General features: G+C 65.3%; 26 protein-coding genes. 16 read left to right on the forward strand and 10 right to left on the reverse strand.

Features of this window, described 5'->3' with window-relative positions; translation table 11 throughout:
* Positions 1-95 precede the first annotated feature (95 nt).
* Complete coding sequence (gene hisD / locus SA190iCDA_RS06675) at positions 96-1,406, forward strand: histidinol dehydrogenase (RefSeq protein WP_070884326.1); 1,311 nt, start codon at positions 96-98, stop codon at positions 1,404-1,406.
* Between the two features lie 74 nt (positions 1,407-1,480).
* Positions 1,481-2,533, forward strand: coding sequence for a histidinol-phosphate transaminase (hisC, locus tag SA190iCDA_RS06680; protein ID WP_070884325.1), 1,053 nt, complete (start codon positions 1,481-1,483; stop codon positions 2,531-2,533).
* A gap of 68 nt (positions 2,534-2,601) precedes the next feature.
* Here the strand turns inward: hisC and algW are convergent, their stop codons facing one another.
* The gene (gene algW / locus SA190iCDA_RS06685; protein ID WP_070884324.1) at positions 2,602-3,747 is read right to left on the reverse strand and encodes a Do family serine endopeptidase AlgW; all 1,146 of its coding nucleotides are present in this window, start codon (positions 3,745-3,747) and stop codon (positions 2,602-2,604) included.
* 109 nt (positions 3,748-3,856) lie between these two features.
* Between algW and SA190iCDA_RS06690 the strand changes: the two genes are divergently transcribed.
* The 4 genes from SA190iCDA_RS06690 (at position 3,857) to cysN (ending at position 8,014) form a co-directional block, all read left to right on the forward strand.
* Entirely contained in the window at positions 3,857-4,615 is a 759-nt protein-coding gene (locus SA190iCDA_RS06690; protein ID WP_070884323.1) for a Nif3-like dinuclear metal center hexameric protein, read from the forward strand.
* Between the two features lie 146 nt (positions 4,616-4,761).
* Positions 4,762-5,679, forward strand: a complete 918-nt coding sequence (gene cysD, locus SA190iCDA_RS06695) for a sulfate adenylyltransferase subunit CysD (protein WP_070884322.1) — start codon at positions 4,762-4,764, stop codon at positions 5,677-5,679.
* A 48-nt stretch (positions 5,680-5,727) separates the two neighbouring features.
* Complete coding sequence (locus SA190iCDA_RS06700; protein WP_070884321.1) at positions 5,728-6,069, forward strand: four helix bundle protein; 342 nt, start codon at positions 5,728-5,730, stop codon at positions 6,067-6,069.
* A 49-nt stretch (positions 6,070-6,118) separates the two neighbouring features.
* Entirely contained in the window at positions 6,119-8,014 is a 1,896-nt protein-coding gene (gene cysN / locus SA190iCDA_RS06705) for a sulfate adenylyltransferase subunit CysN (protein WP_070884320.1), read from the forward strand.
* A gap of 276 nt (positions 8,015-8,290) precedes the next feature.
* Here cysN and osmE read toward each other — a convergent pair whose 3' ends face one another.
* Both osmE and SA190iCDA_RS23145 read right to left on the reverse strand, forming a co-directional pair.
* On the reverse strand, positions 8,291-8,644 hold the full coding sequence (osmE, locus tag SA190iCDA_RS06710) for an osmotically-inducible lipoprotein OsmE (RefSeq protein WP_070884319.1): 354 nt from the start codon (positions 8,642-8,644) through the stop codon (positions 8,291-8,293).
* 120 nt (positions 8,645-8,764) lie between these two features.
* Positions 8,765-8,899 carry a hypothetical protein gene (locus SA190iCDA_RS23145; protein ID WP_268963883.1) on the reverse strand — a complete coding sequence of 45 codons (135 nt, stop codon included), beginning with the start codon at positions 8,897-8,899 and terminating at the stop codon, positions 8,765-8,767.
* Between the two features lie 159 nt (positions 8,900-9,058).
* Here SA190iCDA_RS23145 and SA190iCDA_RS06715 point away from each other — a divergent pair, with 159 nt between their 5' ends.
* On the forward strand, positions 9,059-9,949 hold the full coding sequence (locus SA190iCDA_RS06715; protein WP_070884318.1) for a lipase family alpha/beta hydrolase: 891 nt from the start codon (positions 9,059-9,061) through the stop codon (positions 9,947-9,949).
* Between the two features lie 55 nt (positions 9,950-10,004).
* On the opposite strand, the gene SA190iCDA_RS06720 is transcribed toward SA190iCDA_RS06715, so the two are convergent.
* From SA190iCDA_RS06720 to dksA, 3 genes are all read right to left on the reverse strand, one after another.
* Positions 10,005-10,535: a hypothetical protein gene (locus SA190iCDA_RS06720; RefSeq protein WP_070884317.1), complete on the reverse strand. Its 531-nt coding sequence runs from the start codon at positions 10,533-10,535 to the stop codon at positions 10,005-10,007.
* A 52-nt stretch (positions 10,536-10,587) separates the two neighbouring features.
* Positions 10,588-11,475: a tRNA glutamyl-Q(34) synthetase GluQRS gene (gene gluQRS, locus SA190iCDA_RS06725; RefSeq protein ID WP_070884316.1), complete on the reverse strand. Its 888-nt coding sequence runs from the start codon at positions 11,473-11,475 to the stop codon at positions 10,588-10,590.
* A gap of 61 nt (positions 11,476-11,536) precedes the next feature.
* On the reverse strand, positions 11,537-11,980 hold the full coding sequence (dksA, locus tag SA190iCDA_RS06730; RefSeq protein ID WP_070884315.1) for an RNA polymerase-binding protein DksA: 444 nt from the start codon (positions 11,978-11,980) through the stop codon (positions 11,537-11,539).
* Between the two features lie 316 nt (positions 11,981-12,296).
* On the opposite strand from dksA, the gene SA190iCDA_RS06735 reads away from it, so the two are divergent.
* Both SA190iCDA_RS06735 and sfsA read left to right on the forward strand, forming a co-directional pair.
* Positions 12,297-13,478 carry a pyridoxal phosphate-dependent aminotransferase gene (locus SA190iCDA_RS06735; RefSeq protein WP_070884314.1) on the forward strand — a complete coding sequence of 394 codons (1,182 nt, stop codon included), beginning with the start codon at positions 12,297-12,299 and terminating at the stop codon, positions 13,476-13,478.
* Complete coding sequence (gene sfsA, locus SA190iCDA_RS06740) at positions 13,468-14,178, forward strand: DNA/RNA nuclease SfsA (RefSeq protein ID WP_070884313.1); 711 nt, start codon at positions 13,468-13,470, stop codon at positions 14,176-14,178. Before SA190iCDA_RS06735 ends, sfsA begins: the two co-directional genes overlap by 11 nt.
* 95 nt (positions 14,179-14,273) lie before the next feature.
* Here sfsA and SA190iCDA_RS06745 read toward each other — a convergent pair whose 3' ends face one another.
* Both SA190iCDA_RS06745 and SA190iCDA_RS06750 read right to left on the reverse strand, forming a co-directional pair.
* Positions 14,274-14,597: a Rieske (2Fe-2S) protein gene (locus tag SA190iCDA_RS06745; protein ID WP_070884312.1), complete on the reverse strand. Its 324-nt coding sequence runs from the start codon at positions 14,595-14,597 to the stop codon at positions 14,274-14,276.
* Positions 14,598-14,663: 66 nt separating this feature from the next.
* A complete protein-coding gene (locus SA190iCDA_RS06750; protein ID WP_070884311.1) occupies positions 14,664-16,868 on the reverse strand; it encodes a TonB-dependent hemoglobin/transferrin/lactoferrin family receptor in 2,205 nt (734 codons plus the stop codon).
* 189 nt (positions 16,869-17,057) lie between these two features.
* Here SA190iCDA_RS06750 and SA190iCDA_RS06755 point away from each other — a divergent pair, with 189 nt between their 5' ends.
* The 5 genes from SA190iCDA_RS06755 (at position 17,058) to SA190iCDA_RS06775 (ending at position 21,776) form a co-directional block, all read left to right on the forward strand.
* Positions 17,058-18,119 carry a hemin-degrading factor gene (locus tag SA190iCDA_RS06755; RefSeq protein ID WP_070884310.1) on the forward strand — a complete coding sequence of 354 codons (1,062 nt, stop codon included), beginning with the start codon at positions 17,058-17,060 and terminating at the stop codon, positions 18,117-18,119.
* 73 nt (positions 18,120-18,192) lie between these two features.
* On the forward strand, positions 18,193-19,080 hold the full coding sequence (locus SA190iCDA_RS06760; protein ID WP_070884309.1) for a heme/hemin ABC transporter substrate-binding protein: 888 nt from the start codon (positions 18,193-18,195) through the stop codon (positions 19,078-19,080).
* Complete coding sequence (locus SA190iCDA_RS06765) at positions 19,077-20,114, forward strand: FecCD family ABC transporter permease (protein ID WP_070884308.1); 1,038 nt, start codon at positions 19,077-19,079, stop codon at positions 20,112-20,114. The genes SA190iCDA_RS06760 and SA190iCDA_RS06765 overlap by 4 nt, the downstream gene beginning before the upstream one ends.
* Positions 20,114-20,881, forward strand: coding sequence for a heme ABC transporter ATP-binding protein (locus SA190iCDA_RS06770; RefSeq protein ID WP_070884307.1), 768 nt, complete (start codon positions 20,114-20,116; stop codon positions 20,879-20,881). Before SA190iCDA_RS06765 ends, SA190iCDA_RS06770 begins: the two co-directional genes overlap by 1 nt.
* A 10-nt stretch (positions 20,882-20,891) precedes the next feature.
* A complete protein-coding gene (locus SA190iCDA_RS06775) occupies positions 20,892-21,776 on the forward strand; it encodes a ChaN family lipoprotein (protein ID WP_070884306.1) in 885 nt (294 codons plus the stop codon).
* A gap of 132 nt (positions 21,777-21,908) precedes the next feature.
* On the opposite strand, the gene SA190iCDA_RS06780 is transcribed toward SA190iCDA_RS06775, so the two are convergent.
* Positions 21,909-22,925 (reverse strand): zinc-binding alcohol dehydrogenase family protein, encoded by a 1,017-nt coding sequence (locus SA190iCDA_RS06780; RefSeq protein WP_070884305.1) that lies wholly within the window; start codon positions 22,923-22,925, stop codon positions 21,909-21,911.
* Positions 22,926-22,939: 14 nt separating this feature from the next.
* Positions 22,940-23,227: a putative quinol monooxygenase gene (locus SA190iCDA_RS06785; protein ID WP_083329708.1), complete on the reverse strand. Its 288-nt coding sequence runs from the start codon at positions 23,225-23,227 to the stop codon at positions 22,940-22,942.
* 106 nt (positions 23,228-23,333) lie between these two features.
* On the opposite strand from SA190iCDA_RS06785, the gene SA190iCDA_RS06790 reads away from it, so the two are divergent.
* Together SA190iCDA_RS06790 and SA190iCDA_RS06795 are read left to right on the forward strand one after the other, a co-directional pair.
* Positions 23,334-24,251 carry a LysR family transcriptional regulator gene (locus tag SA190iCDA_RS06790; RefSeq protein WP_070884303.1) on the forward strand — a complete coding sequence of 306 codons (918 nt, stop codon included), beginning with the start codon at positions 23,334-23,336 and terminating at the stop codon, positions 24,249-24,251.
* Between the two features lie 58 nt (positions 24,252-24,309).
* A complete protein-coding gene (locus tag SA190iCDA_RS06795) occupies positions 24,310-24,705 on the forward strand; it encodes a DUF2946 family protein (protein WP_070884302.1) in 396 nt (131 codons plus the stop codon).
* Positions 24,706-24,756: the final 51 nt, after the last annotated feature.

Below are 24,756 nucleotides of genomic sequence, written 5' to 3' on the forward strand. Positions count from 1 at the left end.
CTATCCGTGCTATAGCCAAATTCTCAGGTGCCCGCACGGTGGCTTGCTACTCTAGCGGCGCCTGAGAATACCGCCATCCAGATGAGGCTTCAGCTATGACCGCTCCAGTTGCCATTCGCCGACTCAACGCTGCCGACGCGGATTTCGCCCAGCATCTGGATCATCTGCTGAGCTGGGAAAGCGTCTCCGACGACGGCGTCAATCAGCGCGTGCTGGATATCATCAAGGCGGTGCGCGAGCGCGGTGATGCGGCCCTGGTCGAGTTCACCCAGCGTTTCGACGCGCTGGACGTGGCCTCCATGGCCGACCTGATCCTGCCGCGCGAGCGCCTGGAACTGGCGCTCACCCGTATCACCGCCGAGCAGCGCCAGGCGCTGGAAACCGCCGCCGCCCGGGTGCGCAGCTACCACGAAAAGCAGAAGCAGGACTCCTGGAGCTACACCGAAGCCGACGGCACCGTGCTGGGCCAGAAGGTCACGCCGCTCGACCGCGCCGGCCTGTACGTGCCCGGCGGCAAGGCTTCGTACCCCTCTTCGGTGTTGATGAACGCCATTCCGGCCAAGGTCGCCGGCGTACCCGAAGTGGTCATGGTGGTGCCCACGCCGCGTGGCGAGATCAACGAGATCGTCCTGGCTGCCGCCGCCATTGCCGGTGTCGACCGGGTATTCACCATCGGTGGCGCCCAGGCCGTCGCGGCGCTGGCCTACGGTACCGAGAGCGTACCGCCGGTGGACAAGATCGTCGGGCCGGGCAATATCTATGTGGCCACCGCCAAGCGCCACGTGTTCGGCAAGGTCGGCATCGACATGATCGCCGGGCCATCGGAGATCCTTGTGGTGTGCGACGGCCAGACCGATCCGGACTGGATCGCCATGGACCTGTTCTCCCAGGCCGAGCACGACGAGGACGCCCAGTCGATCCTCGTCAGTCCGGACGCTGCGTTCCTCGACAAGGTGGCCGAGAGCATCGCCAGGCTGCTGCCGAGCCTGGAGCGCGAGGCCATTGCCCGTACCTCCATCGAAGGCCGCGGTGCGCTGATTCAGGTGGCGGACATGGCCCAGGCCATCGACGTGGCCAACCGCATCGCCCCCGAGCACCTGGAGCTGTCGGTCGAGAACCCCGAGCAGTACCTGGCGCAGATCCGCCATGCCGGTGCGATCTTCATGGGCCGGTACACCGCCGAGGCGCTGGGCGATTACTGCGCGGGGCCCAACCATGTGCTGCCGACCTCGGGCACCGCGCGCTTCTCGTCGCCGCTGGGCGTCTACGACTTCCAGAAGCGCTCGTCGATCATCCACTGCTCGGCCGACGGTGCCTCCGAGCTGGGCAAGGTCGCCTCGGTGCTCGCCCGCGGCGAATCGCTGACTGCCCATGCGCGCAGCGCCGAATACCGCATCAAGAACTGATAGCTGATCGTAGGGTGGACGAGGCTTTTCTCGTCCACCCTTTCTTCTGAACAATTTCTAGGAGAGAAGGGCGGATGAGCAAATTCTGGAGCCCCTTCGTCAAGGACCTGGTGCCCTACGTGCCGGGCGAACAGCCGAAGCTGACCAAGCTGGTCAAGCTCAATACCAACGAGAACCCCTACGGTCCCTCGCCGAAGGCCATTGCCGCCATGCAGGCGGAGCTGAACGACGACCTGCGTCTGTACCCGGATCCCAATGGCGATCGCCTCAAGCAGGCCGTCGCCGCCCACTACGGCGTGCCGGCCAGCCAGGTGTTCGTCGGCAACGGCTCGGACGAAGTCCTGGCCCATGCCTTCCACGGCCTGTTCCAGCATGGCAAGCCGCTGCTGTTCCCCGATATCAGCTACAGCTTCTACCCGGTCTACTGCGGGCTGTACGGCATCCAGGCCGAGCCGATCGCCCTGGACGAGCAGTTCCAGATCCGCATCGAGGACTATGCGCGGCCCAACGGCGGAATCATTTTCCCCAACCCGAACGCGCCGACCGGCTGCCTGCTGGCGCTGGAGGCCGTGGAGCGGCTGCTGCAGGCCAACCCGGACAGCGTGGTGCTGGTGGACGAGGCCTATATCGATTTCGGCGGCGAATCGGCGATCAGCCTGGTGTGCAAGTACCCCAACCTGCTGGTTACCCAGACCCTGTCCAAGTCGCGCTCGCTGGCGGGCCTGCGCGTCGGCCTGGCGGTGGGTCATGAAGACCTGATCGAGGCGCTGGAACGGATCAAGAACAGCTTCAACTCCTACCCGCTGGATCGTATCGCCATCGCCGGCGCGGCGGCCGCGTTCGAGGATCGTGCCTATTTCGAGCAGACCTGCGCCGCGGTGATCAACAGCCGCGAGAAGGTCGTTGCCGGCTTGCAGGCGCTGGGCTTCGAGGTACTGCCGTCAGCCGCCAACTTCATCTTCGCTCGCCATCCGCAGCGTGACGCGGCCGGCATCGCCGCCGCGCTGCGTGAGCAAGGGGTGATCGTGCGCCACTTCAAGCAAGCGCGCATCGCCCAGTTCCTGCGTATCAGCATCGGCTCGCCGGAGCAGAACCAGGCCCTGCTCGACGCACTCGCCGCGCTCTGATCGATAACCGCCAAGAAAAAGCCAGGGCCTAGGCCCTGGCTTTTTCGTCTCCGCGGCAACTGAGGGTATCAGTTGCTGGTGGCCACCGGCGGGCGGATGCCGATCTCGGCCTTGAGCTCCATCGGCTTGCCGTTGCGCATCACTTCGATGCGGATGGTCTCACCTGGCTTGGCGCGGGCGACCTGGTTCATCGAGCGGCGGGCGTCACCTGCCGGTTCGCCGTCGATCTTGAGGATCAGGTCGTTGGGTTGCAGGCCGGCCTTCTGTGCCGGGCCGTTGCGGTAGATGCCGGCGACGATGATGCCCTGGCGGCCTTCCAGGCCGAAGGACTCGGCCAGTTCCGGGGTCAGCGGTTGTACTTCGAGGCCCAGCCAGCCACGGATCACCTTGCCGTGCTCGATGATCGCCTGCATCACCTCCGTCGCCAGCTTCACCGGGATGGCGAAGCCGATGCCCTGGGAGCCGCCGGATTTGGAAAAGATCGCCGTGTTGATACCAACCAGGTTGCCGTAGGCATCGACTAGCGCACCGCCGGAGTTGCCCGGGTTGATCGCCGCGTCGGTCTGGATGAAGTCTTCGTAGGTGTTGAGGCCCAGCTGGTTGCGGCCGGTGGCACTGATGATGCCCATGGTCACGGTCTGGCCGACCCCGAACGGGTTGCCGATGGCCAGGGTGACGTCGCCGATGCGGATGTTGTCGGAGCGCCCGAGGGTCATCGCCGGCAGATCCTTGAGGTCGATCTTCAGCACCGCCAGGTCGGTTTCCGGGTCGCTGCCGATCACCCGGGCCAGGGTCTCGCGGCCATCCTTGAGGGCCACCACGATCTGGTCGGCATTGGCGGTCACGTGGTTGTTGGTCAGCAGGTAGCCTTCCGGGCTCATGATCACCGCCGAGCCGAGGCTGGACTCCATGCGCCGCTGGCCGGGCAGGTTCTCGCCGTAGAACTTGCGAAATTGCGGGTCATCGAGCAGCGGGTGATTGGACTTGCCCACGTACTTGGTGGTGTACAGGTTGGCCACCGCCGGCGAGGCGACGCTGACGGCCGTGGCATAGGAGGCCGGGCCCTCCTGGGAGCGCGCATAGATCGGCGCCTGGCGCAGCTGCACGTCATGCATGGGTAGACCGACCAGCTGCGGGTACTGCTGCATGATCAGCAGCGACACCAGAACGCCAACCAGTAGTGGCCAGCCGAAGAAACGCAGGGCCTTGAGCATCGATCCAATCCTGAGGGTTGCGAGGCCCCTATCGGGCCCTTAAGGTGCGCCATTATAGAGAACCGTGCCAAGAAAGCAGCGGTTCGCCACCCTTCGTGAGGAATTCTGTATGGCCATTGCCCTGACCACTCTCGTGGAGGACGTCGAGCGCTACCTGGGCGCCTCGCGCATCAGCGATTACTGCCCCAACGGCCTGCAGGTCGAGGGGCGGCCGCAGGTGCAGCGCATCGTCAGTGGCGTAACCGCCAGCCTGGCGATGATCGAGGCGGCCGTCGAGGCCCGCGCGGACGTCCTGCTGGTGCACCACGGCTACTTCTGGAAGGGCGAGAACCCCTGCCTGACCGGCATGAAGCAGCGTCGTCTGAAGACCCTGCTGGCCAACGACATCAGCCTGCTGGCCTACCACCTGCCGCTGGACCTGCACCCGGAAGTGGGCAACAACGTGCAGCTGGCGCGCCAGCTCGATATCACCGTCGAGGGGCCCCTGGAGCCGGACAACCCGCGTACCGTCGGGCTGATCGGTTCCCTCGCACAGCCACTGAGCGCCCGTGACTTCGCCCGCCGCGTGCATGAAGTGCTGGGCCGCGAGCCGTTGCTGGTGGAGGAAGACAGACCGGTCAGCCGCGTCGGCTGGTGCACGGGGGGCGGACAGGGCTATATCGACCAGGCCATCGCCGCCGGTGTCGACCTGTACCTGACGGGGGAGGCCTCCGAGCAGACCTACCACAGCGCACGGGAAAACGGCGTCAGCTTTATCGCCGCCGGCCACCATGCCACAGAGCGTTATGGCGTGCAGGCATTGGGCGAATACCTGAGCCGACGCTTTGCCATCGAGCATCTGTTCATCGATTGCCCGAATCCGATTTGAGCGCAAAGCGCCCGAATTGCCAGGAATAAAGCTAGATCGTTTCGATCTAAGTGCTGCCCTGATTAGAAGCAGGCGCTGTGCTAGAGTGCGCGTTCGTCCAAGGCCCGTTCTGGCCTGAATAAAATACCGTGACCCCGTGAGTAGCCATGCTCGACAAACTGACGCACTTGAAACAGCTCGAGGCGGAAAGTATCCACATCATTCGTGAAGTGGCCGCCGAATTCGATAACCCGGTGATGCTCTATTCCATCGGCAAGGATTCTGCCGTGATGCTGCATCTCGCGCGCAAGGCGTTCTTTCCCGGCAAGCTGCCGTTTCCGGTGATGCACGTCGACACGCGCTGGAAATTCCAGGAGATGTACCGCTTTCGCGACAAGATGGTCAGCGAGATGGGCCTGGAGCTGATCACCCATATCAACCCCGATGGTGTGGCGCAGGACATGAACCCCTTCACCTACGGCAGTGCCAAGCACACCGACGTGATGAAGACCGAGGGCCTCAAGCAGGCGCTGGACAAGTATGGTTTCGATGCCGCCTTCGGTGGCGCGCGCCGCGACGAGGAGAAGTCCCGTGCCAAGGAGCGCGTCTACTCGTTCCGCGACAGCAAGCACCGCTGGGACCCGAAGAATCAGCGCCCCGAGCTGTGGAACGTGTACAACGGCAACGTCAAGAAGGGCGAGTCGATCCGCGTGTTCCCGCTCTCCAACTGGACCGAGCTGGATATCTGGCAGTACATCTATCTGGAGCAGATTCCGATCGTACCGCTGTACTTCGCCGCCGAGCGCGAAGTGATCGAGAAGAACGGCACGCTGATCATGATCGATGACGAGCGCATCCTCGAACACCTCAGCGACGAGGAAAAGGCGCGCATCCAGAAGAAGAAGGTGCGCTTCCGCACCCTCGGTTGCTACCCGCTGACCGGCGCGGTGGAGTCCGAGGCGGAAAGCCTGACCGACATCATCCAGGAAATGCTCCTGACCCGGACTTCCGAACGCCAGGGCCGCGTGATCGATCACGACGCCGCCGGCTCGATGGAAGAAAAGAAACGTCAGGGATACTTCTAAGCCACAAGCTGCAAGCGACAAGCTTCAAGTGGAATGGAGCAAGGCGCCATGGATTTCGAGAAACTGGAGGTCTGGCGAAGGTCGAAGTCTCTGGCCGTGCAGATCTTTCGAGGGCTTCAGGATTGCCGGGATTATGGTTTTCGCGATCAGCTAGGGCGTTCGGCGCTGTCCATTCCCAGCAATATCGCCGAGGGAATGGAGCGAGGCAGCAGCAAGGAAAAGTGCCACTACCTGCGCATTGCCAAGGGCTCTTGCGGGGAGTTGCGCACCCAGCTACTGATCGGCAGTGAAATAGGCTACATCTCCGATGCGCTTGCGGCACAGTGGATACAGGAAACCCGAGAGCTTTCCCGAATGCTCAGCGGGTTAATCAACAGAATTTCAGGTTAGCCGCCGCTTTGGCTTGCCGCTTGAAGCTTGCAGCTTGGAGCTAAGAAAGATGTCTCACCAATCCGATTTGATCAGCCAGGACATTCACGCCTACCTGGCTCAGCACGAGCGCAAGGAACTGCTGCGCTTCCTTACCTGCGGCAACGTCGATGACGGCAAGAGCACCCTGATCGGGCGCCTGCTGCACGACTCCAAGATGATCTACGAAGACCATCTGGAAGCCATCACCCGCGATTCGAAGAAGAGCGGCACCACCGGTGAGGAGGTCGATCTGGCATTGCTGGTCGACGGCCTGCAGGCCGAGCGCGAGCAGGGCATCACCATCGATGTCGCCTACCGCTATTTCTCCACCGCCAAGCGCAAGTTCATCATCGCCGACACCCCCGGCCATGAGCAGTACACGCGCAACATGGCCACCGGCGCCTCGACCTGCGACCTGGCGATCATCCTGATCGACGCCCGCTATGGCGTGCAGACTCAGACCAGGCGGCACAGCTTCATCGCCTCCCTGCTGGGCATCAAGCACATCGTCGTGGCCATCAACAAGATGGACCTCAAGGACTTCGACCAGGGCGTGTTCGAGCAGATCAAGGCCGACTACCTGGCCTTCGCCGAGAAGATCGACCTGCGCCCGAGCACCCTGGAGTTCGTGCCTATGTCGGCGCTCAAGGGCGACAACGTGGTCAACAGGTCCGAGCGCTCGCCCTGGTACAGCGGCCAGTCGCTGATGGAAATTCTCGAGAGCGTGGAAGTGGCGGGCGACCGCAACTTCGACGACCTGCGCTTCCCGGTACAGTACGTCAACCGTCCGAACCTCAACTTCCGCGGTTTCGCCGGCACCCTGGCCAGCGGCATCGTACGCAAGGGCGACGAAGTCATCGCGCTGCCGTCGGGCAAGGGCAGCAAGGTCAAATCCATCGTCACCTACGAAGGTGAGCTGGAGCAGGCCGGCCCAGGCCAGGCCATCACCCTGACCCTGGAAGACGAGATCGACGTGTCGCGCGGCGACATGCTGGTGCACGCCGACAACCGTCCGCAGGTGGTCGACAGCTTCGACGCCATGCTGGTGTGGATGGCCGAAGAACCGATGCTGCCGGGCAAGAAGTACGACATCAAACGCGCCACCAGCTATGTTCCCGGCTCGATCGCCAGCATCACCCACCGGGTCGATGTGAACACCCTGGAACAGGGCGCGGCCAGCAGCCTGCAGCTCAACGAGATCGGCAAGGTCAAGGTGGCCCTGGATGCGCCCATCGCCCTGGACGGCTACGAGCACAACCGCACCACCGGCGCGTTCATCGTCATCGACCGGCTGACCAATGGCACCGTAGGCGCCGGCATGATCATCGCCGATGCGCTGGGTAGCGGTGCCGGGCATCACAGCGAAAGCGGCCATGTGTCCACCGCAGAACGCGCCACGCGTTTCGGCCAGCAGCCGGCCACCGTGCTGTTCAGCGGCTTGTCCGGCGCCGGCAAGAGCACCCTGGCTTATGCCGTGGAGCGCAAGCTGTTCGACATGGGCCGTGCGGTTTACGTGCTCGATGGCCAGAACCTGCGCCATGACCTGAACAAGGGCTTGCCGCAGGATCGTGCCGGGCGTACCGAGAACTGGCGCCGTGCCGCACACGTGGCGCGTCAGTTCAACGAGGCGGGCCTGCTGACTTTGGCGGCTTTCGTGGCGCCCGATACTGAGGGTCGCGAGCAGGCCAAGGCGCTGATCGGTGCCGAGCGGCTGATCACCGTCTACGTGCAGGCTTCGCCGCAGGTATGTGCCGAGCGTGACCCGCAAGGGCTGTACGCGGCTGCTGGCGACAACATCCCGGGCGAGTCCTTCCCGTACGATGTGCCGCTGGATGCCGACTTGGTCATCGATACCCAGAGCGTGTCGGTGGAAGAAGGCGTCAAGCAGGTGCTGGCCGTCCTACGCACTCGCGGGGCCATCTAAAAACCTGCTTGTGACCAGCTGCGCTTCGGCGCTACTGCGTTGAAAACAGGCTCGGAAAGCCGCTTGCGGCTAACGCACTTCAGTGCGGCTCCAAAGGAGCGAGCGAAGCGAGTAATGTGAGTGGGCTACAGCACAGTCGTCGGCGACCCCGGCGGCTTCCTCGCCTGCTTTTGCCTTGTATCGCTCTAGCTCGCAAGGTCGTAAGCAGGTTTTGGTGAATATAAAAATGCCCGCTCTCCTGGGAGGCGGGCATTTTTTATTTCAGGCTGGCGGCAATCAGATGCCGTTGCCACGGGCGCGTTCGCGCTCGTTGATCTCCGTCTGCTCGCAGGTCAGGAAGCCTTTGCTTTCCACGCGGTCAGCGGAGTTGAAGGCGACGTAGTAGGGCTGCTCCTTGCCATCCTTGTTGAGGATGTAGTTGTTGCAGGTACCCGGGGCGATGGTGCGGTTGATTTGCGACGAGGGTGGGCCGCCCAGCTCCAGCACGGTGGACTTGCTCATGTCCTTCTCGACCTGCTTGACCAGCGGCTCGTTACGGAAGGTGATGTGGTCGACCGGATTCTCGGGCTTGCCGGCACAGCCGGTCAGAACGGCCAGTACACAGGCAGCGCCCAGGCTTTGCTTGAACATGGTTAATTTCCCTTGTGATGAACCAGACCATTTTTCTGAGCCTGGGGCGGGGAATTAAGTTCGGCTTAAATCACAGGCGCGTCTGCAGGTCCTCGGTGATGGGCCTGCTGGCCGAGAGCCTTATTGCTCGCTGGCGGACTGCTGCTGGCTGCTGTCGACGGCTTCGCCGAGGATGGGCGCCGGGTGCCGGCTGGGCAGTGCCAGCGCTTGTGCACTGAGCAGGCTCAGCAGCACGGTGATGGTCAGGGCTTTCATGGTGGTGTACCTCGTTTCGCATTCGGTGTTTCACGGAACCATGCTAGGGGCGAGGCAGTCAGGGAAGAAGTCGAACGGCTCGATAGTGGCCATCGACCGTCATGATGCGTGTTGCGCGTGACCACCGACTTGGAAGATAACGCCCCAATGGAGACTGAAATGGGTCATCGTGCAGTTCCCCGTTATCCACTGGTGCTGGTGCCTGGCATGCTGGGTTTCGTCAGCCTGTTCGGTTTCGAATACTGGTATGGCATCACCACCGCGCTTCGTAACCAGGGCGTGGACGTGTACCCGGCGCGCCTGTCGCCGGTACACGCCACCGAACTGCGCGGCGAGCAGTTGGTGCTGCAGATTGCCGATGCGCGTCGGCGCAGCGGGGCGGAAAAGGTGCACCTGATCGGCCATAGCCAGGGTGCGCTGGTATGTCGTTATGCCGCCGCGCACCGACCGGAATGGGTCGCTTCGGTCACTTCCGTGGCGGGTCCCAATCAGGGCTCGGAACTGGCCGATCACCTGGAGCGCAAGTACGCCGCGAATGGCTTGGGCAGCCTACTGCTGCGCATGGGCACCCATATGCTGGCGCGGCTGTTTACCCTGCTGGACAGCGGCGCGCGCGGTGCGACTATGCCGATCAATGCCGTCGCCGCCCACCGCTCGCTGACCACCGAGGGCGTGGGCATCTTCAACCACCAGTACCCGCAGGGCTTGCCCTCGACCTGGGGTGAAGACGGGCCGGAGGAGGTCAATGGCGTGCGCTATTACTCCTGGTCCGGCACCCTGCAGCCGGGCATCACCGATCAGGGCGGCAACCGCCGTGACCCGTCTAACTGGTTCTGTCGGCGCTTCGCCCGCAGCTTCGTGCGTGAGGCGGGTCAGTGCGATGGTATGGTCGGGCGGGTCAGTTCGCATCTGGGCAAGGTGATCCGTGACGACTACCCGCTGGATCACCTGGATATCGTCAATCAGCATTTTGGCCGGGTCGGCGAGGGCATCGATCCGGTCGCCCTGTATATCGAGCACCTGCGCCGGTTGCACAAAGCCGGCCTGTAACTCCGCTGCAAGTCGGTAGCCTGGGTTGGGCGACGCGATACCCAGGTTGATGGTGTTACTCGGCCTGTGCTGCCTTCAGCGCTTCGTACGCCGGCGCCGCGTAGATACCGATCTCGACCGCCAACTCCAACACCCGTGGCAGCTCGCTGGTGTACACCAGCACGGCCTGCAGCTCGTCATCCAGTGGTTCGCTGAAGTCGACCAGCGTGTAGCCCTGGGTGTCCCTGGACAGGCTGCCAAGCTGCACCTGGATGCGATTCAGCGCCTTGAGCGGCTCGACCTTCTTCAACTGCTTGGCAGTCAGCACGAAGCTCACCTCGGGGCCGAACGACTCGGTGATCTGGGCGAACAGCTCTTCATAGCTGTCGGCCTGGAACAGCACGGTGTCCGGCAGGTTGCCGACCACCATCCATTCGCCCAGGGGAATGGGGAAGCTGTCGTCGTAATTGATGTCCGGGTTGGCGGCCAGAAAGGCGGCGGGGTCGGCATAGGCCTGGGCCGCTTCGTCGGCGATACGGGCAATTTCATCCTGCGGCAGGCAGCCCGAGCTGATTTTGCCGATGAGTTCTTCGAGCTGGGCGCGCATGGCGGGTTCCTGATGGTGAGGGTGGGGGCGCAAGGCTGCCTGTTGGCGGCGCTCAGCGCAACTGGCTTTCCGCCAGGTTGCGGGCACGCGGGATAAGGTCTGCATCCCAGCGCAGGGCACTCCAGCGCAACAGCTCTTCGGCGCTGGCGTCGGCCAGCTCGCTCGGTGCGGGCTGCCCCAGGGCGCGCAGGGCGCGGATCAGCAACGCCGTGGCCTGGTCACCGGGCAGTGGCGGCGAGCGATAGGATTTGCCCAGCTTGTGGCCGTCGGGCTGGATGATCAGCGGCACATGCAGGTAACGCGGCTGCGAGAAACCGAGCAGCTCCTGCAGGTAGAGCTGGCGCGGTGTGGAGTCGAGCAGATCGGCGCCGCGTACCACGTTGTTGATGCCCTGCCAGGCATCGTCCAGCACCACGGCGAGCTGGTAGGCGTACAGGCCATCGCGGCGCCGGATCACGAAGTCGCCGACCTCGCGGCCCAGGTGCTGGCTGTATTGGACCTGCACCCGATCGCTGAAACGGTAGGTCAGTTCGGGCACGCGCAGGCGGATGGCGGCGTCGTGGCGGGCGTGCCCGGCATTGCGGCAATGGCCCGGGTAAACGCCGCCACAGCCTTCCAGCTGTTTGCGCGAGCAGGTGCAGGCGTAGGCCAGGCCCTGGTCGAACAGGCGCTGCACCAGCGCTTCGTATTCGCCATGACGGTCACTCTGGCGCACCAGCTCGCCGTCCCAGTGCAGGCCATAGCGTTCCAGAGTCTGCAGGATGGCGGCCTGGGCGCCGGGGACCTCCCGGGGCGGGTCGAGATCTTCCATGCGCAGCAGCCAGCGACCGCCAACGGAACGGGCATCGAGGTAGGAGGCGAGGGCAGCCACCAGCGAGCCGAAGTGCAGGTAGCCACTGGGCGTGGGGGCAAAGCGACCGATATAGGCGGAGTTCTGCATGGCGGGCGTTGCTACGGGTGAAACGAAACGGGGCGCCTGAGCGCCCCGTCTGTGGATCGCCTCAGGAGCCGACCTGTTTTTCCTTGATTTCCGCCAGGGTCTTGCAATCGATGCACAGGGTGGCGGTGGGGCGCGCTTCCAGGCGACGGATGCCGATCTCGACACCGCAGGAGTCGCACCAGCCGTATTCTTCGTCTTCGATCAGCTGCAGCGTCTCGTCGATCTTCTTGATCAGCTTGCGCTCGCGATCACGGGCACGCAGTTCCAGGCTGAACTCTTCTTCCTGGCTGGCACGGTCGGCTGGATCGGGGAAGTTGGCCGCTTCGTCCTGCATGTGATGCACGGTACGGTCGACTTCCTGCATCAGTTCCAGCTTCCATTTGTTCAGGATACTGGTGAAGTGGGCGCGCATCGCCTCGCTCATGTACTCCTCGCCCTTGGTTTCCTTGTAGGGTTCGAAGCCACGAATCAATTGGCCGTTTGTTGCTTTTGCTTTGGTGGGCATGGATGACCGCCTCTCACTCTCTCTAATCCACTGCGCAGGGAATGTGTCCGTTGCCGTTTACAATAACGGCCCTGCGACTGCAAGCCGGCGAACTTACCAGATCGCCTCAAGCCGCGCCACTCCCGGATGTCGCGGTTGTGCGTCGGCTTTCGAGCCGGCCGCGCCAGGGCTTCCTGGTGGGCCCAAGGAACCACCCCATGCCTGGCGCCGGGTGCCTGCAATCGCAATGTAAACACGTATTTCAGTGGTGCGTTGGCACGGTATGACAGGGCGCCGCTGATACAATTCCACCTTTATCGCTTTCCGGGGCAGACCCATGGCACAGCCTTACAGCGCCCGCAGCCGCGCGATCGAACCCTTTCACGTCATGGCCCTGCTGGCCCGCGCCAACCAGCTGCAGGCCGAGGGCCATGACGTCATTCACCTGGAGATCGGCGAGCCCGACTTCACCACCGCCGCGCCCATCGTGGCCGCCGGCCAGGCCGCGCTGGCAGCCGGCCATACCCGCTACACCGCGGCGCGTGGCTTGCCGGCCCTGCGCGAGGCAATTGCCGGCTTCTACGCGCAGCGCTACCGGCTGAGCATAGACCCCCAGCGCATTCTCATCACTCCAGGTGGCTCCGGTGCGCTGCTGCTGGCGGCCAGCCTGCTGGTCGACCCTGGCAAGCACTGGCTGCTGGCCGACCCGGGCTACCCCTGCAATCGCCACTTTCTGCGTCTAGTCGAAGGTGCGGCGCAGCTGGTTCCGGTCGGCCCCAGGCAGCGTTACCAGCTCACCCCCGACAGCGTGGCCGAGCATTGGAATGGCGACAGCGTCGGCGCCTTGCTCGCCTCGCCGGCCAACCCGACCGGCACGCTGTTGAGTGCTGCCGAGCTGGCTGCCCTGTCCCAGGCGCTCAAAGCCCGTGGCGGGCATATGGTGGTCGACGAGATCTACCATGGCCTGACCTACGGCGTGGACGCCAGCAGCGTGCTGGAGGTGGATGACGAGGCCTTCGTGCTCAACAGCTTCTCCAAGTACTTCGGCATGACCGGCTGGCGCCTGGGCTGGCTGGTGGCGCCCGAGGCGGCGGTGGCGGACCTGGAGAAACTGGCGCAGAACCTCTACATCAGTGCGCCGAGCATGGCCCAGCATGCGGCACTGGCCTGCTTTCAGCCGGAGTCGATGGCCATTTTCGAGGAGCGCCGCGCCGCCTTTGCCGAGCGCCGCGACTTTCTGCTGCCGGCATTGCGCGAGCTCGGTTTTGGCATTGCCGTCGAGCCCGAAGGTGCCTTCTATCTGTATGCCGATGTAAGCGCCTTTGGTGGCGATGCCTATGCCTTCTGCCAGCACTTCCTGGAAACCGAGCATGTGGCCTTCACCCCAGGGCTGGACTTCGGTCGCCATCAGGCTGGCCACCACGTGCGCTTTGCCTACACCCAGAGCCTGCCGCGTCTCGAAGAAGCCGTCACGCGCATCGCCCGTGGCCTGAAAAGCTGGCAAGCCCATGCAGTTTGAGCCGCCCCTCGAAGAAGCCCGCCTGCTACGCCGCTACAAGCGCTTTCTCGCCGATATCGAAACGCCGGGTGGCGAGTTGCTGACCATCCATTGCCCGAACACCGGCTCGATGCTCAATTGCATGAGCGAGGGTTGCCGGGTCTGGTTCAGCCGCTCCACTGATCCCAAGCGCAAGCTGCCCGGCACCTGGGAGGTCGGGGAGACGCCCCATGGCCGCCTGGCCTGCATCAATACGGCGCGGGCCAACGGTCTGGTCGAAGAAGCGCTATGTGCCGGGCGGATCGCCGAGCTGGCAGGCTTTAGCGCCTTGCGCCGCGAAGTACCCTATGGGGTGGAGCGCAGCCGGGTGGACTTCTGTCTGGAGTACCCGGATGGCGTGGCCTTCGTCGAAGTGAAGAGCGTGACCCTGGGCTTTGCCGACAGCGCCGTGGCAGCCTTTCCCGACGCCCGCACCGAGCGCGGCGCCAAGCACCTGCGCGAGCTGGCGGCCCTGGCGCGTAGCGGCATTCGCGCCGTGCAGCTGTATTGCGTGAACCTGTCGGGTGTCGAGGCCGTGCGGCCTGCCAAGGAGATCGACCCGGCCTACGCGGCGGCTCTGACTGAAGCGGTGAGCGCGGGCGTCGAGGTGCTGGCCTATGGGGTGGCTATATCGCCCCAGGGGATCGAGGTAGTACGGCGTCTTGAGGTGCTGCAGACTTGAGAACGCTCCCGGGTGTCGCTGCGCTCGACCCGGGCTACGGGGTGGCGTCGCTCTTGTAGCCTGGCGTTGAGCGCAGCGATACCCAGGTTATTGCGTTACAGATCGACATCGACCCAGATCCCCTCGCCATCCTCGCGGCAGTCGAGTGCCCGCAGCGTGTCTCCTTCGCAGGGCCCCGCCACGCACTCGCCGGACTCGATCAGAAACAGCGCGCCATGCCGGGCGCACTGGATCAGGCTGGCGCTGGGGTCGAGAAACTGGTCGGCCTGCCATTCCAGCGGCACCCCGCGGTGGGGACAGCGGTTGCGGTACATGAACACTTCGCCGCCCTTGCGCACGGCGAACAGCTGCATGTCTTCGATACAAAAGCCCCGGCTCTGCGCTTCCGGCAGCTCATCGGAGGCGCATAGACGGATCATCGAACTCTCCAGGCCTGAGCGGGGGATTATCCCCCATCGGCCTGGTGATGGAAGGGGCGCGTCCGTTCAGATTTCCCAGACCACATTGAAGGCCGCGTGGCGACCCGGCTGGGCATAGCGGCCAAGACTCGGGCTGTTCTCGGTGAGGCTGCGGACATCGCCCCATTGCCAGTATTGCTTGTCCGTCAGGTTGAACAGGCCGGCATTGACCGAGACGCCGGAGCCGATATTCCAGTAGGCGCTGAGATCCAGCGTGCCGTAGCCCGAGGGCTCGAACTGGTTGGCGATCTGCGTTTGATCGACGCGGCGCTTGGCGGCTGCCAGGGTCCAGCTCAGCTCGCCGCCAAACTGCCCGCTTGGCGCATCGTAACCAAGGCCCAGCACGGCCTTGAGCGGGTCGATGCTGTTGATCGGTTGGCCGGTCGCTTCGTCCTTGCCGCGGGCATAGGCGATGGCGCTGCGCAGGTGGCTGCCAGCCGGCAGGCCAAGGCTGTCCAGCAACAGTTCGCCACGGGCTTCCACGCCGCGAATGGTGACCCGATCGAGGTTCTGGTACTGGAAGGTCATGCGCCCGGCACCGGTGGGATCATTCGCCAGGGTCACCTGCTCGATGAAGTCGTCGTAGCGGTTGTAGAACAGAGCGATACCAAAGGTGCCGGTTCGGTACTGGCCGCGCAGGCCGACTTCATAACTGTCGCTGGTCTCGGGCTTGAGGCCGGGGTTGGCGATGGTCTGGTAATTACGAGCGAAGTTGATGAACTCACCAAAGATATCCACCGGGTTCGGCGCCCGGAAGCCCGCGGCATATTGGCCATACAGGCTATGGGCCACGTCGATCCGGTAGGTGATGCCGAGCTTGGGCGACAGCGCCTCGTCGCGGTAATCGGCCGGGTTGCGGTTGATCGGCTGGCTGTTCAGATAGTGCTGCGTGACCGCCGGCTTCATCTCGTAGTGGTCGTAGCGCAGGCCGGGCAGCAGCGTCCAGCGGCCGATGTCGATGCTGTCCTGCACGAAGAACGCGTATTCGGTCGAGGTCGGATCCGGGAAGTCGCTGAGCGGGAAGGCTTCATCGCCAGGGATTGCCGGCACGGGCAGGCCGCTGCTGGCGAACACTTCGCGGCCCTTGCGCAGGTCGCTGCTTTCCAGGCGCTTGACGTCGAGGCCGTAGATCAGCAGGTGGCTGGCCGGGCCGGTATCGAAGGCCTTGTCGAGCTTGGCATTGAACGCCCACAGATCTTCCCGATAGGTCGAGTCACGGCTGCGCTCACGCAAGGCGCCGCCGCTGAAACGCTGCTGGTAGGTGCGCTGGCGAATCTGGCTTTCCTGATAGCTCAGCTGCCAATCGGCGCCGTCGGCGATGGCGTTGTCCAGAGCGAAGCTGTGCTGCAGGCTGAGGCGCTGGCGATCGGTGTTATCGGTGGCCTCGGAGGTGCGCACGGCGGCCGTGGTGCTGTATTCGCTGAGCACGCGAGTATCGGCATCGTCCCTGTAGCGCTCGTAGGTCAGTTGCAACCGGTCGTTGTCGAGGTAGTTCCAGCCGAGCTTGGCGAGCAGGTTGTCGGCGCTGTAGTCCTGAGGGTTGGCTTCTTCCCGCGCCGCGCCGATGCCGCCGCGGCCACCAAAGGTGTCGAGCGCCTGACCATCACGCCGCCCCATGTGCAGCAGGCCGTCGACCTGACCCCGGCGGGCGGCAAAGGTGGCACTGCGCGACCTGCTGTCGTCGCCGCCGTCGTAACCGGTCTTGAACCGGGCGTAGGCGTCATCGCCGCCATCCAGATAGTCGGCGGCATCCTTGGTCAGGAAACTGACCGCCCCACCAATGGCATCGCTGCCATACAGCGAACTGGCCGGACCGCGGATGATCTCCACGCGCTTGAGGCTGTCCGGGTCGACGTAGTTGCGCCGCGCGTCGAGGAAGGGCCCGAAGGCGAACGCGTCCGGCACGGGCACGCCGTCCACCTGGGTGAGGATGCGATTGCCGCCGATGCCACGGATGGTGAAGCCCGCCAGGCCGAAGCGGCTGCCCGTTCCGCTGACCGATACCCCCGGCTCGTAGCGCACCAGATCGCCGATGTTCTTCACGTTCTGGCGGTCGATGTCCTGCTCGGTCAGCACCGTCACCGTGCTGGGGACGACATCCACAGGCTGTTCCGTGCGGGTGGCGCTGATCGTGGTGCGTTCCAGCTGTAAAGGCTGGGCGCTGGCGAGGGTCGGGCCAAGCAGCAAGATGCTCAGGCAGGCGCGAAGCGGGTAGGGCGGGCGACTCGACATGGGGTTCTCCTTGATCATGTCGGAATACGGGTTGGCGTAGCGTTCGATTAGATATTAATGATTCTTATTTGTAGAAGAGATTATCTGTCAATTAAGATTCGCCAGCTCTTGGCGCTCCCCGTACAAGGCGTTTACCCTCTTCAATTCACGGCGCCCCGTCTGTCGATGGGCCCACAAGGAGTTGGTGTGATGAGTGATCTACCCCTAGCCAGCGATGGCCTGTATGCCGCCTGGCAGAACCTGCGTGCCGAGCAGCCGCACCTGCGGGCCCGGGACGCTGCGGCACAGTTGGGCGTCAGCGAGGGTGAGCTGACGGCCAGTCGCCTGGGTGTGGATGCAGTGCGCCTGCGTCCTGACTGGGCGGCTCTACTGCCGGCCCTCGGCGAGCTTGGCCCGGTGATGGCGCTGACCCGCAACGAGTCCTGCGTGCACGAGCGCAAGGGCGTCTACCGCGAGGTGACGATTGCCGGTAATGGTCAGATGGGCCTGGTGGTGTCGCCGGATATCGACCTGCGGCTGTTCCTCGGCGGCTGGGCCAGTGCGTTCGTCGTGGCCGAACAGACGCCGCGCGGCGTGCTGCGCAGCGTTCAGGTGTTCGATCATCAGGGCGCCGCGGTGCACAAGGTCTACCTCACCGACCACAGCGAGCAGGCCGCCTGGGAGCCGCTGGTCGCGCGCTTTCGCGATGCGCAGCAAAGCCCCGAACTGGCCCTCAAGCCCATGCCGGAGCCAGCAGCCGTCACGCCGGACGAAGCCATCGACGGCGAATCCCTGCGCGCCGGCTGGGCCGCGCTGAAGGACACCCATCATTTCTTCGCCCTGCTGAAAAACCACGGCGCAACCCGCACCCAGGCGTTGCGCCTGGCCGGGCGCGAGTGGGCCGAGCCGCTGGCGCCCGATGCCTTGCCAGGGCTGTTCGAGCGCGCCGCGGCGGCCGAGGTGCCGATCATGGTGTTCGTCGGCAACCGCCACTGCATCCAGATCCACACCGGACCGGTCAGCAACCTGAAGTGGATGGACACCTGGTTCAACGTGCTGGATCCGCAGTTCAACCTGCACCTCAAGGCCAATGACGTTCACACCCTGTGGCGGGTGCGCAAGCCGAGCACCGATGGGGTGATCACCAGCTGGGAAGCGTTCGACGCCAAGGGTGAGCTGATCCTGCAGCTGTTCGGTGCGCGCAAGCCCGGCGTGCCCGAGCGTGATGACTGGCGGCGCCTGGCCGAGCAAACCCCGGCCCTGCCAGCCTGACGCTACACTGCCCGCCCTGGCCGCTTGCGCATTTCGGGCGGCCCGATACGAACCTTGCTTCCGGAGCTGCTCCATGACCCGCCCCATCGCTGCATTCGCCCTGTTCGCCAGCCTGCTGTCGCCGCTGGCGGCGAGCGCCGACAACCTGCCGCAACGCTGGGTCAGCGCCGGGGGCTCATTGAGCGAATGGGTGGTCGAACTCGGCGGCGAAGGCAAGCTGGTCGGCGTCGACACCACTAGCCAGCATCCGGCCTCGCTGCAGAAACTGCCCAGTGTCGGTTACCAGCGCCAGCTGGCCGCCGAAGGCATTCTGGCCCTGCGCCCCGAGGTGCTGCTCGGCACCGAGGAGATGGGCCCGCCACCGGTGCTGGCCCAACTCGCGGCGGCTGGAGTGAAGGTCGAGGCGCTGCCGGCCGATGCCGATTTGCAGGTGCTGCACGGCAACCTCAAGCGCATCGGTGCCTTGCTCGGCGACGAAGCCCGTGCCGAGCGCGTGTTCGCGGCCTATCAGGCGCGCCTGAAGGAGCAGGCCGGCTGGGTGGCGCAGGCCCAGGCCGAAACCCGGGCGCCGACCGTTCTGCTGTTGCTCGGCCATGCCGGCAGCAGCCCCATGGCGGGCGGCAAGGATACTGCCGCTGCCTGGCTGATCGAGCGGGCGGGTGGCCAGAACCTGACCACTCACGAGGGCTACAAGGCGTTGTCCACCGAGGCGCTGCTGGCGCTGGATCCTGACGTGGTGATCTTCGCCGACCGCCGCCTCGGCGGTGATGAGGCCAGGCAGGCGCTGTTGCAGCAGAACCCGGCCCTGGCCTCGACCAGGGCCGGTAAGGAAGGGCGCCTGGTGGCCATCGATCCGACCCTGCTGGTCGGCGGCCTCGGCCCGCGTATTCCGGCTGGGCTTGCCGAGCTTTCCGCCGCCTTCTACCCGGGCCGCACGCCGCTCGAACCCGCTACGCCATGAAAGCCGTCATCAGCCCGCGCTCACTGTTTACCGCACTGGGCCTGCTGCTGGCGCTCGCCTTGTGGCTGTCGCTGGCGCTCGGCCCCGTCAGCCTGCCGCTGGGGGACACCTTGCAAGCCGCCCTGCGCCTGGCGGGTGTGCCGTTGCCGGCCGATGGGCTGCAGCAGGCGGAGCTGATCCTTGGGCAGATTCGTATGCCGCGCACCCTGCTGGGCCTTGCCGTCGGCGCGGTGCTGGCCTTGTGCGGCGTGGCGATGCAGGGGCTGTTTCGCAACCCGCTGGCCGACCCCGGGCTGATCGGCGTGGCCAGTGGCGCGGCGCTTGGCGCGGCCATCGCCATCGTCGGCGGGGCGGCCCTGGGCGGGCTGCCGGAGCTGTTCGCGCCTTATCTGCTGTCGCTGTGCGCCTTTCTCGGCGGCCTGGTGGTCACCGCGCTGGTCTATCGCCTGGGGCGTCGTCACGGACAGACCAGCGTGACCACCATGCTGCTCGCCGGCATCGCCCTCAACGCGTTGGCGTTCGCCTGCATCGGCCTGTTCACCTACCTGGCCGACGATGCCACCCTGCGCACCCTGACCTTCTGGAACCTCGGCAGCCTCAATGGCGCCAGCTATGCACGGCTATGGCCGTTGCTGCTGGTGACGCTCGGCGTGGCGCTGTGGCTGCCGCGCCGCGCCCAGGCGTTGAATGCATTGCTGCTCGGTGAATCCGAGGCACGCCACCTGGGCGTGGCTGTCGAGCGCCTCAAGCGCGAGCTGGTGTTCTGCACTGCACTGGGCGTCGGCGCCGCCGTTGCAGCCGCCGGGATGATCGGCTTTATCGGCCTGGTCGTGCCCCATCTGGTGCGTCTGCTGGTCGGGCCCGACCACCGCGTGTTGCTGCCGGCGTCGGCGCTGGCCGGCGCCAGCCTGTTGCTGTTGGCTGACCTGTTCGCCCGGCTGATTCTGTCGCCGGCCGAGCTGCCCATCGGCATCGTTACCGCCTTGATCGGCGCACCGTTCTTTCTCTACCTGCTGCTGCGGGGGCGCACCTGATGCTATCTGCACGCAAGCTGTCGATCCTGCGTGGCGACAAAAGGGTGCTGGTCGATATCGATCTCGACCTGCAGCCTGGCGAAGTGCTCGGCGTGCTCGGTCCCAATGGCGCCGGCAAGAGCACCCTGCTTGGCGCCCTTTGCGGCGAACTGAGCCCGGCTACGGGCGAGGTCACCCTGGACGGTCGCCCGTTGTCGGGCTTGCCGGGCACGGCGCGTGCGCGGCGGCTGGCGGTGTTGCCGCAGAGTTCATCGCTGAGCTTCGGCTTTGCCGTCGGCGATGTGGTGATGATGGGCCGCATGCCCCACGACACCGGCCGCGAGCGTGACGCGCAGATCGTCCGCGAGGCGCTGCAGGCCGCCGATGCCGAACACCTGGCCGAGCGCAGCTACCTGGAGCTGTCCGGTGGCGAGCGCCAGCGCGTGCACCTGGCGCGGGTGCTGGCGCAGTTGTGGCCGGGCGGAGCCGAACGGACGCTGTTGCTCGACGAGCCCACTTCCATGCTCGACCCGCTGCACCAGCACACCACCCTGCAGGCCGTGCGCCGCTTCGCCGAACAGGGCGCCGCAGTGATGGTCATTCTCCATGACCTGAATCTGGCGGCGCGCTACTGCGACCGCCTGCTGTTGCTCGACGAGGGTCGCGCCCACGCCGTCGGCCTGCCTGCCGAGGTGCTGCGTGCCGAACCGCTGCAGGCGGTGTTCGGTCTCGAGGTGCTGGTGCAGCAGCACCCCGAGCGTGGGCATCCGCTGATCGTCGCCCGCTGAAGGAAACCCCATGCGTACGCTGCTGTTATCCCTGCTGTTGTTGCTCACCGCCTGCCAGAGCCGGGCTGTCCTGGCGCCCGTGCCCGAGTGGCAGAGCCCGCAGGGGCGTGGGCATGCCGACCTGGGGCAGATCCTCGACCTGCGCAGCGGCGCGCACCTGACGCCCGAGCAGCTTGTCGCACGGCTGGCCGGGGCGCCGCGGGTGCTGGTTGGCGAGCAGCATGACAACCCCGATCACCACGCCCTGCAGCTCTGGCTGCTGCGTGCCCTGGAGGCGCGGCGGCCTCAAGGCAGCCTGTTGCTGGAAATGCTCGCCGCCAGCCAGCAGCCCCAGGTCGACGACGTGAAGCAGCAGTTGCGCGAAGGCCTGCAGATCGCCGATCTGCCCAAGGCGCTGGAATGGAGTAACGGATGGCCATGGGCGCTCTATGGCCCCCTTGTGCACCACGCTCTGGCTCAGGATTACTCCCTGCGTGCAGCGAACCTGGACCGCGCCGAGATCATGGCCATCTACCGTCAGCAGCCGATGCTGCAGGGCAAGGCCTCGACCGCGGCGGCCGTGCAGGAGCCGCTGTTGGCGCAGATTCGCGAGTCCCACTGCGACAAGCTGCCGATCAGCCAGCTACCGGCAATGCTGGCGGTGCAGCAGCAACGGGATCGGCGCATGGCCGAGCAACTGTCGAGAGCGCCGCAGCCGGCGATATTGTTCGCTGGTGCCTTTCACGTGCGCCGCGATCTGGGTGTGCCGCTGCACCTGAGCGACCTGGGTGAGCCGGCTGGCGCCCAGGTGCTGATTTTCTCGGAGGTCGGCAAAGCGCTGACGGCCGAGCAGGCGGACTATGTGTGGTACACCGCCGCGCTGCCGCCCGAGGATCATTGCGCGCAGTTTCGTTAGGGCGGCGTCCGAACGTTAAGCGAGAGCAGCCTGGGTTCCTTGTGGGAGCGGGGGGCGCCTAGTCCAGGCCCGCGATAAGCAGTCGCGCGCATGGCGCGCTCCCACCGAGTCGCTTTTATCGACGAAGGCTGTTTAAAACCCTTCCAGCACGATCTTGCCCTTGGCCTTGCCGCTTTCCAGCAGCCCATGGGCGCGGCGCAGGTTGTCGGCGTTGATGGTGCCGAAGTGCTCGCCCAGGGTGGTTTTCAGGGTGCCGGCGTCGACCAGATCGGCAACGCGGTTGAGCAGGCGGTGCTGCTCGATCATGTCGGCGGTTTCGAACAGCGAGCGGGTGAACATCAGTTCCCAGTGCAGGGAGATGCTCTTGCGCTTGAGCTTCATCACGTCCAGCGGCTGCAGCGGGTCATCGATCAGGGCCAGGCGGCCTTGCGGGGCCAGGGCTTCGACGATGGCGTCGTAGTGCTGGTCGGTCTGGGTCAGGCTGGCCACGTGGGTGACCTGGGGGATGCCGATACGCACCAGCTCTTCGTTCAGCGGCTTGCTGTGGTCGATCACGTGATGGGCGCCCAGTTCGCGAACCCAGGCCTGGGTTTGCGGGCGTGAAGCGGTGCCGATCACGGTCAGCCCGGTGAGCTGGCGGGCCAGTTGCACGAGGATCGAACCCACACCTCCGGCGGCGCCGATGATCAGCAGGCTCTGGCCCTGGTCGGCGGTGCCGTCGGCGACCTGCAGGCGCTCGAACAGCAGCTCCCAGGCGGTGATGGCGGTCAGTGGCAGGGCGGCGGCTTCGGCGAACGGCAGGCTGGCAGGCTTGCGACCGACGATGCGCTCGTCGACCACATGCAGCTCGCTATTGGCGCCGGCGCGGTTGATGGCGCCGGCATAGGCCACCTGGTCGCCGACCTTGAATAGCGTCACCTCACTGCCGACCGCCTTGACCACGCCAGTGGCATCCCAACCCAATACCTTGGGCTGGCCGCCTTCCGGCGCCACGTTGCGGCGAATCTTGGTGTCCACCGGGTTGACGGAGATGGCCTTCACCTCCACCAGCAGGTCCCGCGGGCCGGGTGTGGGCGCGTCGAGCTGCAGATCCTGCAGCGCTTGCGGATTATCGATGGGCAATGACTGGTGGTAGGCGACGGCTTTCATGGGTTTCCTCGCAATCAGGCGATACGGTTCAGGGGTTGCAGGGCGACACCTTGCAGCGCTTCGCCGCAGGTGGCCTTGAAGTGGCGGTAATGGTCGGTGGCCTGATGAAAGGCGAGGGCGGCGCTGTCCTGCCACTGTTCGATCATCACGAATACATGGGCATCGTCCTGATGGCGGTGCAGGTCGTACTGCAGGCAGCCGGCTTCGGCGCGGCTGGCGTCGACCAGCTGACGCAGCCCGGCTTCGACGATGTCGGTCTGGCCGTTTCGGGCGGTGATGGTGGCAACCAATGTCAGGATCATGGTGGGGCTCCGCGAAAAAGGTAGAGCCATGCTCGTTTATTTGCGTGACAAGAAAAACAGCGTGCAAGTAGAGTCTCTTTCAATTTTTTTTTGAAAGTGAGCCGTCGTGTTACGTCTGGATGACCTGCAGATGTTCGTGCGTACTGCCGAAGTTGGCAGCCTTTCGGCGGCCGCGCGCCTGCTCGATACCTCGCCTGCGGTGGCCAGTGCGGCGCTGAAACGCCTGGAGTTCGCGCTGCAGGTACGCCTGTTCGCCCGTTCGACCCGCAGCCTGCGCCTGACCGCCGAGGGCGAGGCTTTTCTGCTGCATGCCCGGCAGGCGCTGCAGAGTCTCGAAGCGGGGCGTCAGCAGCTTGCCGGCAGCAAATCGGCGATCAGCGGGCCGCTGCAGCTCGCGGTGCCGTCGGACTTCGGTCGCAATACGCTGCTGCCCTGGCTCGATACCTTCATGCAGACGCACCCCCAGGTGCAGCTGCGCCTGCTGCTCGGCGACCGGGTCACCGACCTGTTTCGCGAGCCCGTCGACATCGCCCTGCGCTATGGCGAGCCGGAGGACTCGAGCCTGGTGGCGCTGCCGGTGGCGGTGGGCAACCGGCGCGTGCTGTGCGCCGCACCGGCCTATCTGCAGCGCCATGGCGAGCCGCGGCAGATCAGCGACCTGCGCCAGCACAACTGCCTGATCTACATGCTGGGCGGCCGCGCCTACGAGCGCTGGCGCTTTCACGAGGACGACCGCGCCCATGGCCTGCAGGTCGCCGGTGATCGGCTCAGCGACGATGCCGATGTGGTGCGCCGCTGGGCGGTGGCGGGCGCGGGCGTGGTCTACAAGTCCTGGCTGGACGTGGCCGGCGACGTGCGCGCCGGGCGCCTGCAGGTGCTGCTGCCGGAGGTGCTTGGCGAGCCGACGCCACTCAACCTGATCTGCACCCACCGCGAGCAGTTGAGCAAGCCGGTGCACCTGCTGCGCGAGTTCGTGCAGGCGCGCTGTGCCGAGTTGCTGGCGCAGGCGCCGTGGCACCGTTAAGCTGCTGCGGCAATCCACCACAGCCCGATTACTGCCACTGCCCCTAAAATCGCCAGCCATGAACCTGTCCCGCTCTGATCGCTCGTTGCTCGCCTGGGTGCTGTATTTCAGCGTCCTGTTCAGCGCGCTCGCATGTGCAGTCAGCCATGGGCAGATGACCGGCCTGCAGCTCAGCGGCATGGACGGTGGCTATTGCGGCCTGGATGCCAGCGCAGGCGGTGGCGCTGCCATGGACATGGGCGGTGCGGACGCAAACATGCCGATGCCGCTCATGGGCAGCGGTTGTTCGCTGTGCTCCACCTTCCTGGCGCTGGCCCTGGCGGCGTTCTTCGGCCTGCTCGGCCTGCTGCCCCGGCGACGCCTGGCCCCCCCACGCCCCTGCGTCGAGCCCGGCGGGGCGGTGCGTTACCTCTGGCCCTCGGCCAACCCGCGTGCCTCACCCCCGATCGCCTGATTCGCTTCCTTGTCGTTGTCTGCAGCGCGCCTGGCGTTGCTGGCAATTCGC

Source organism: Pseudomonas argentinensis (assembly GCF_001839655.2).
Lineage (GTDB): Bacteria > Pseudomonadota > Gammaproteobacteria > Pseudomonadales > Pseudomonadaceae > Aquipseudomonas > Aquipseudomonas argentinensis_B.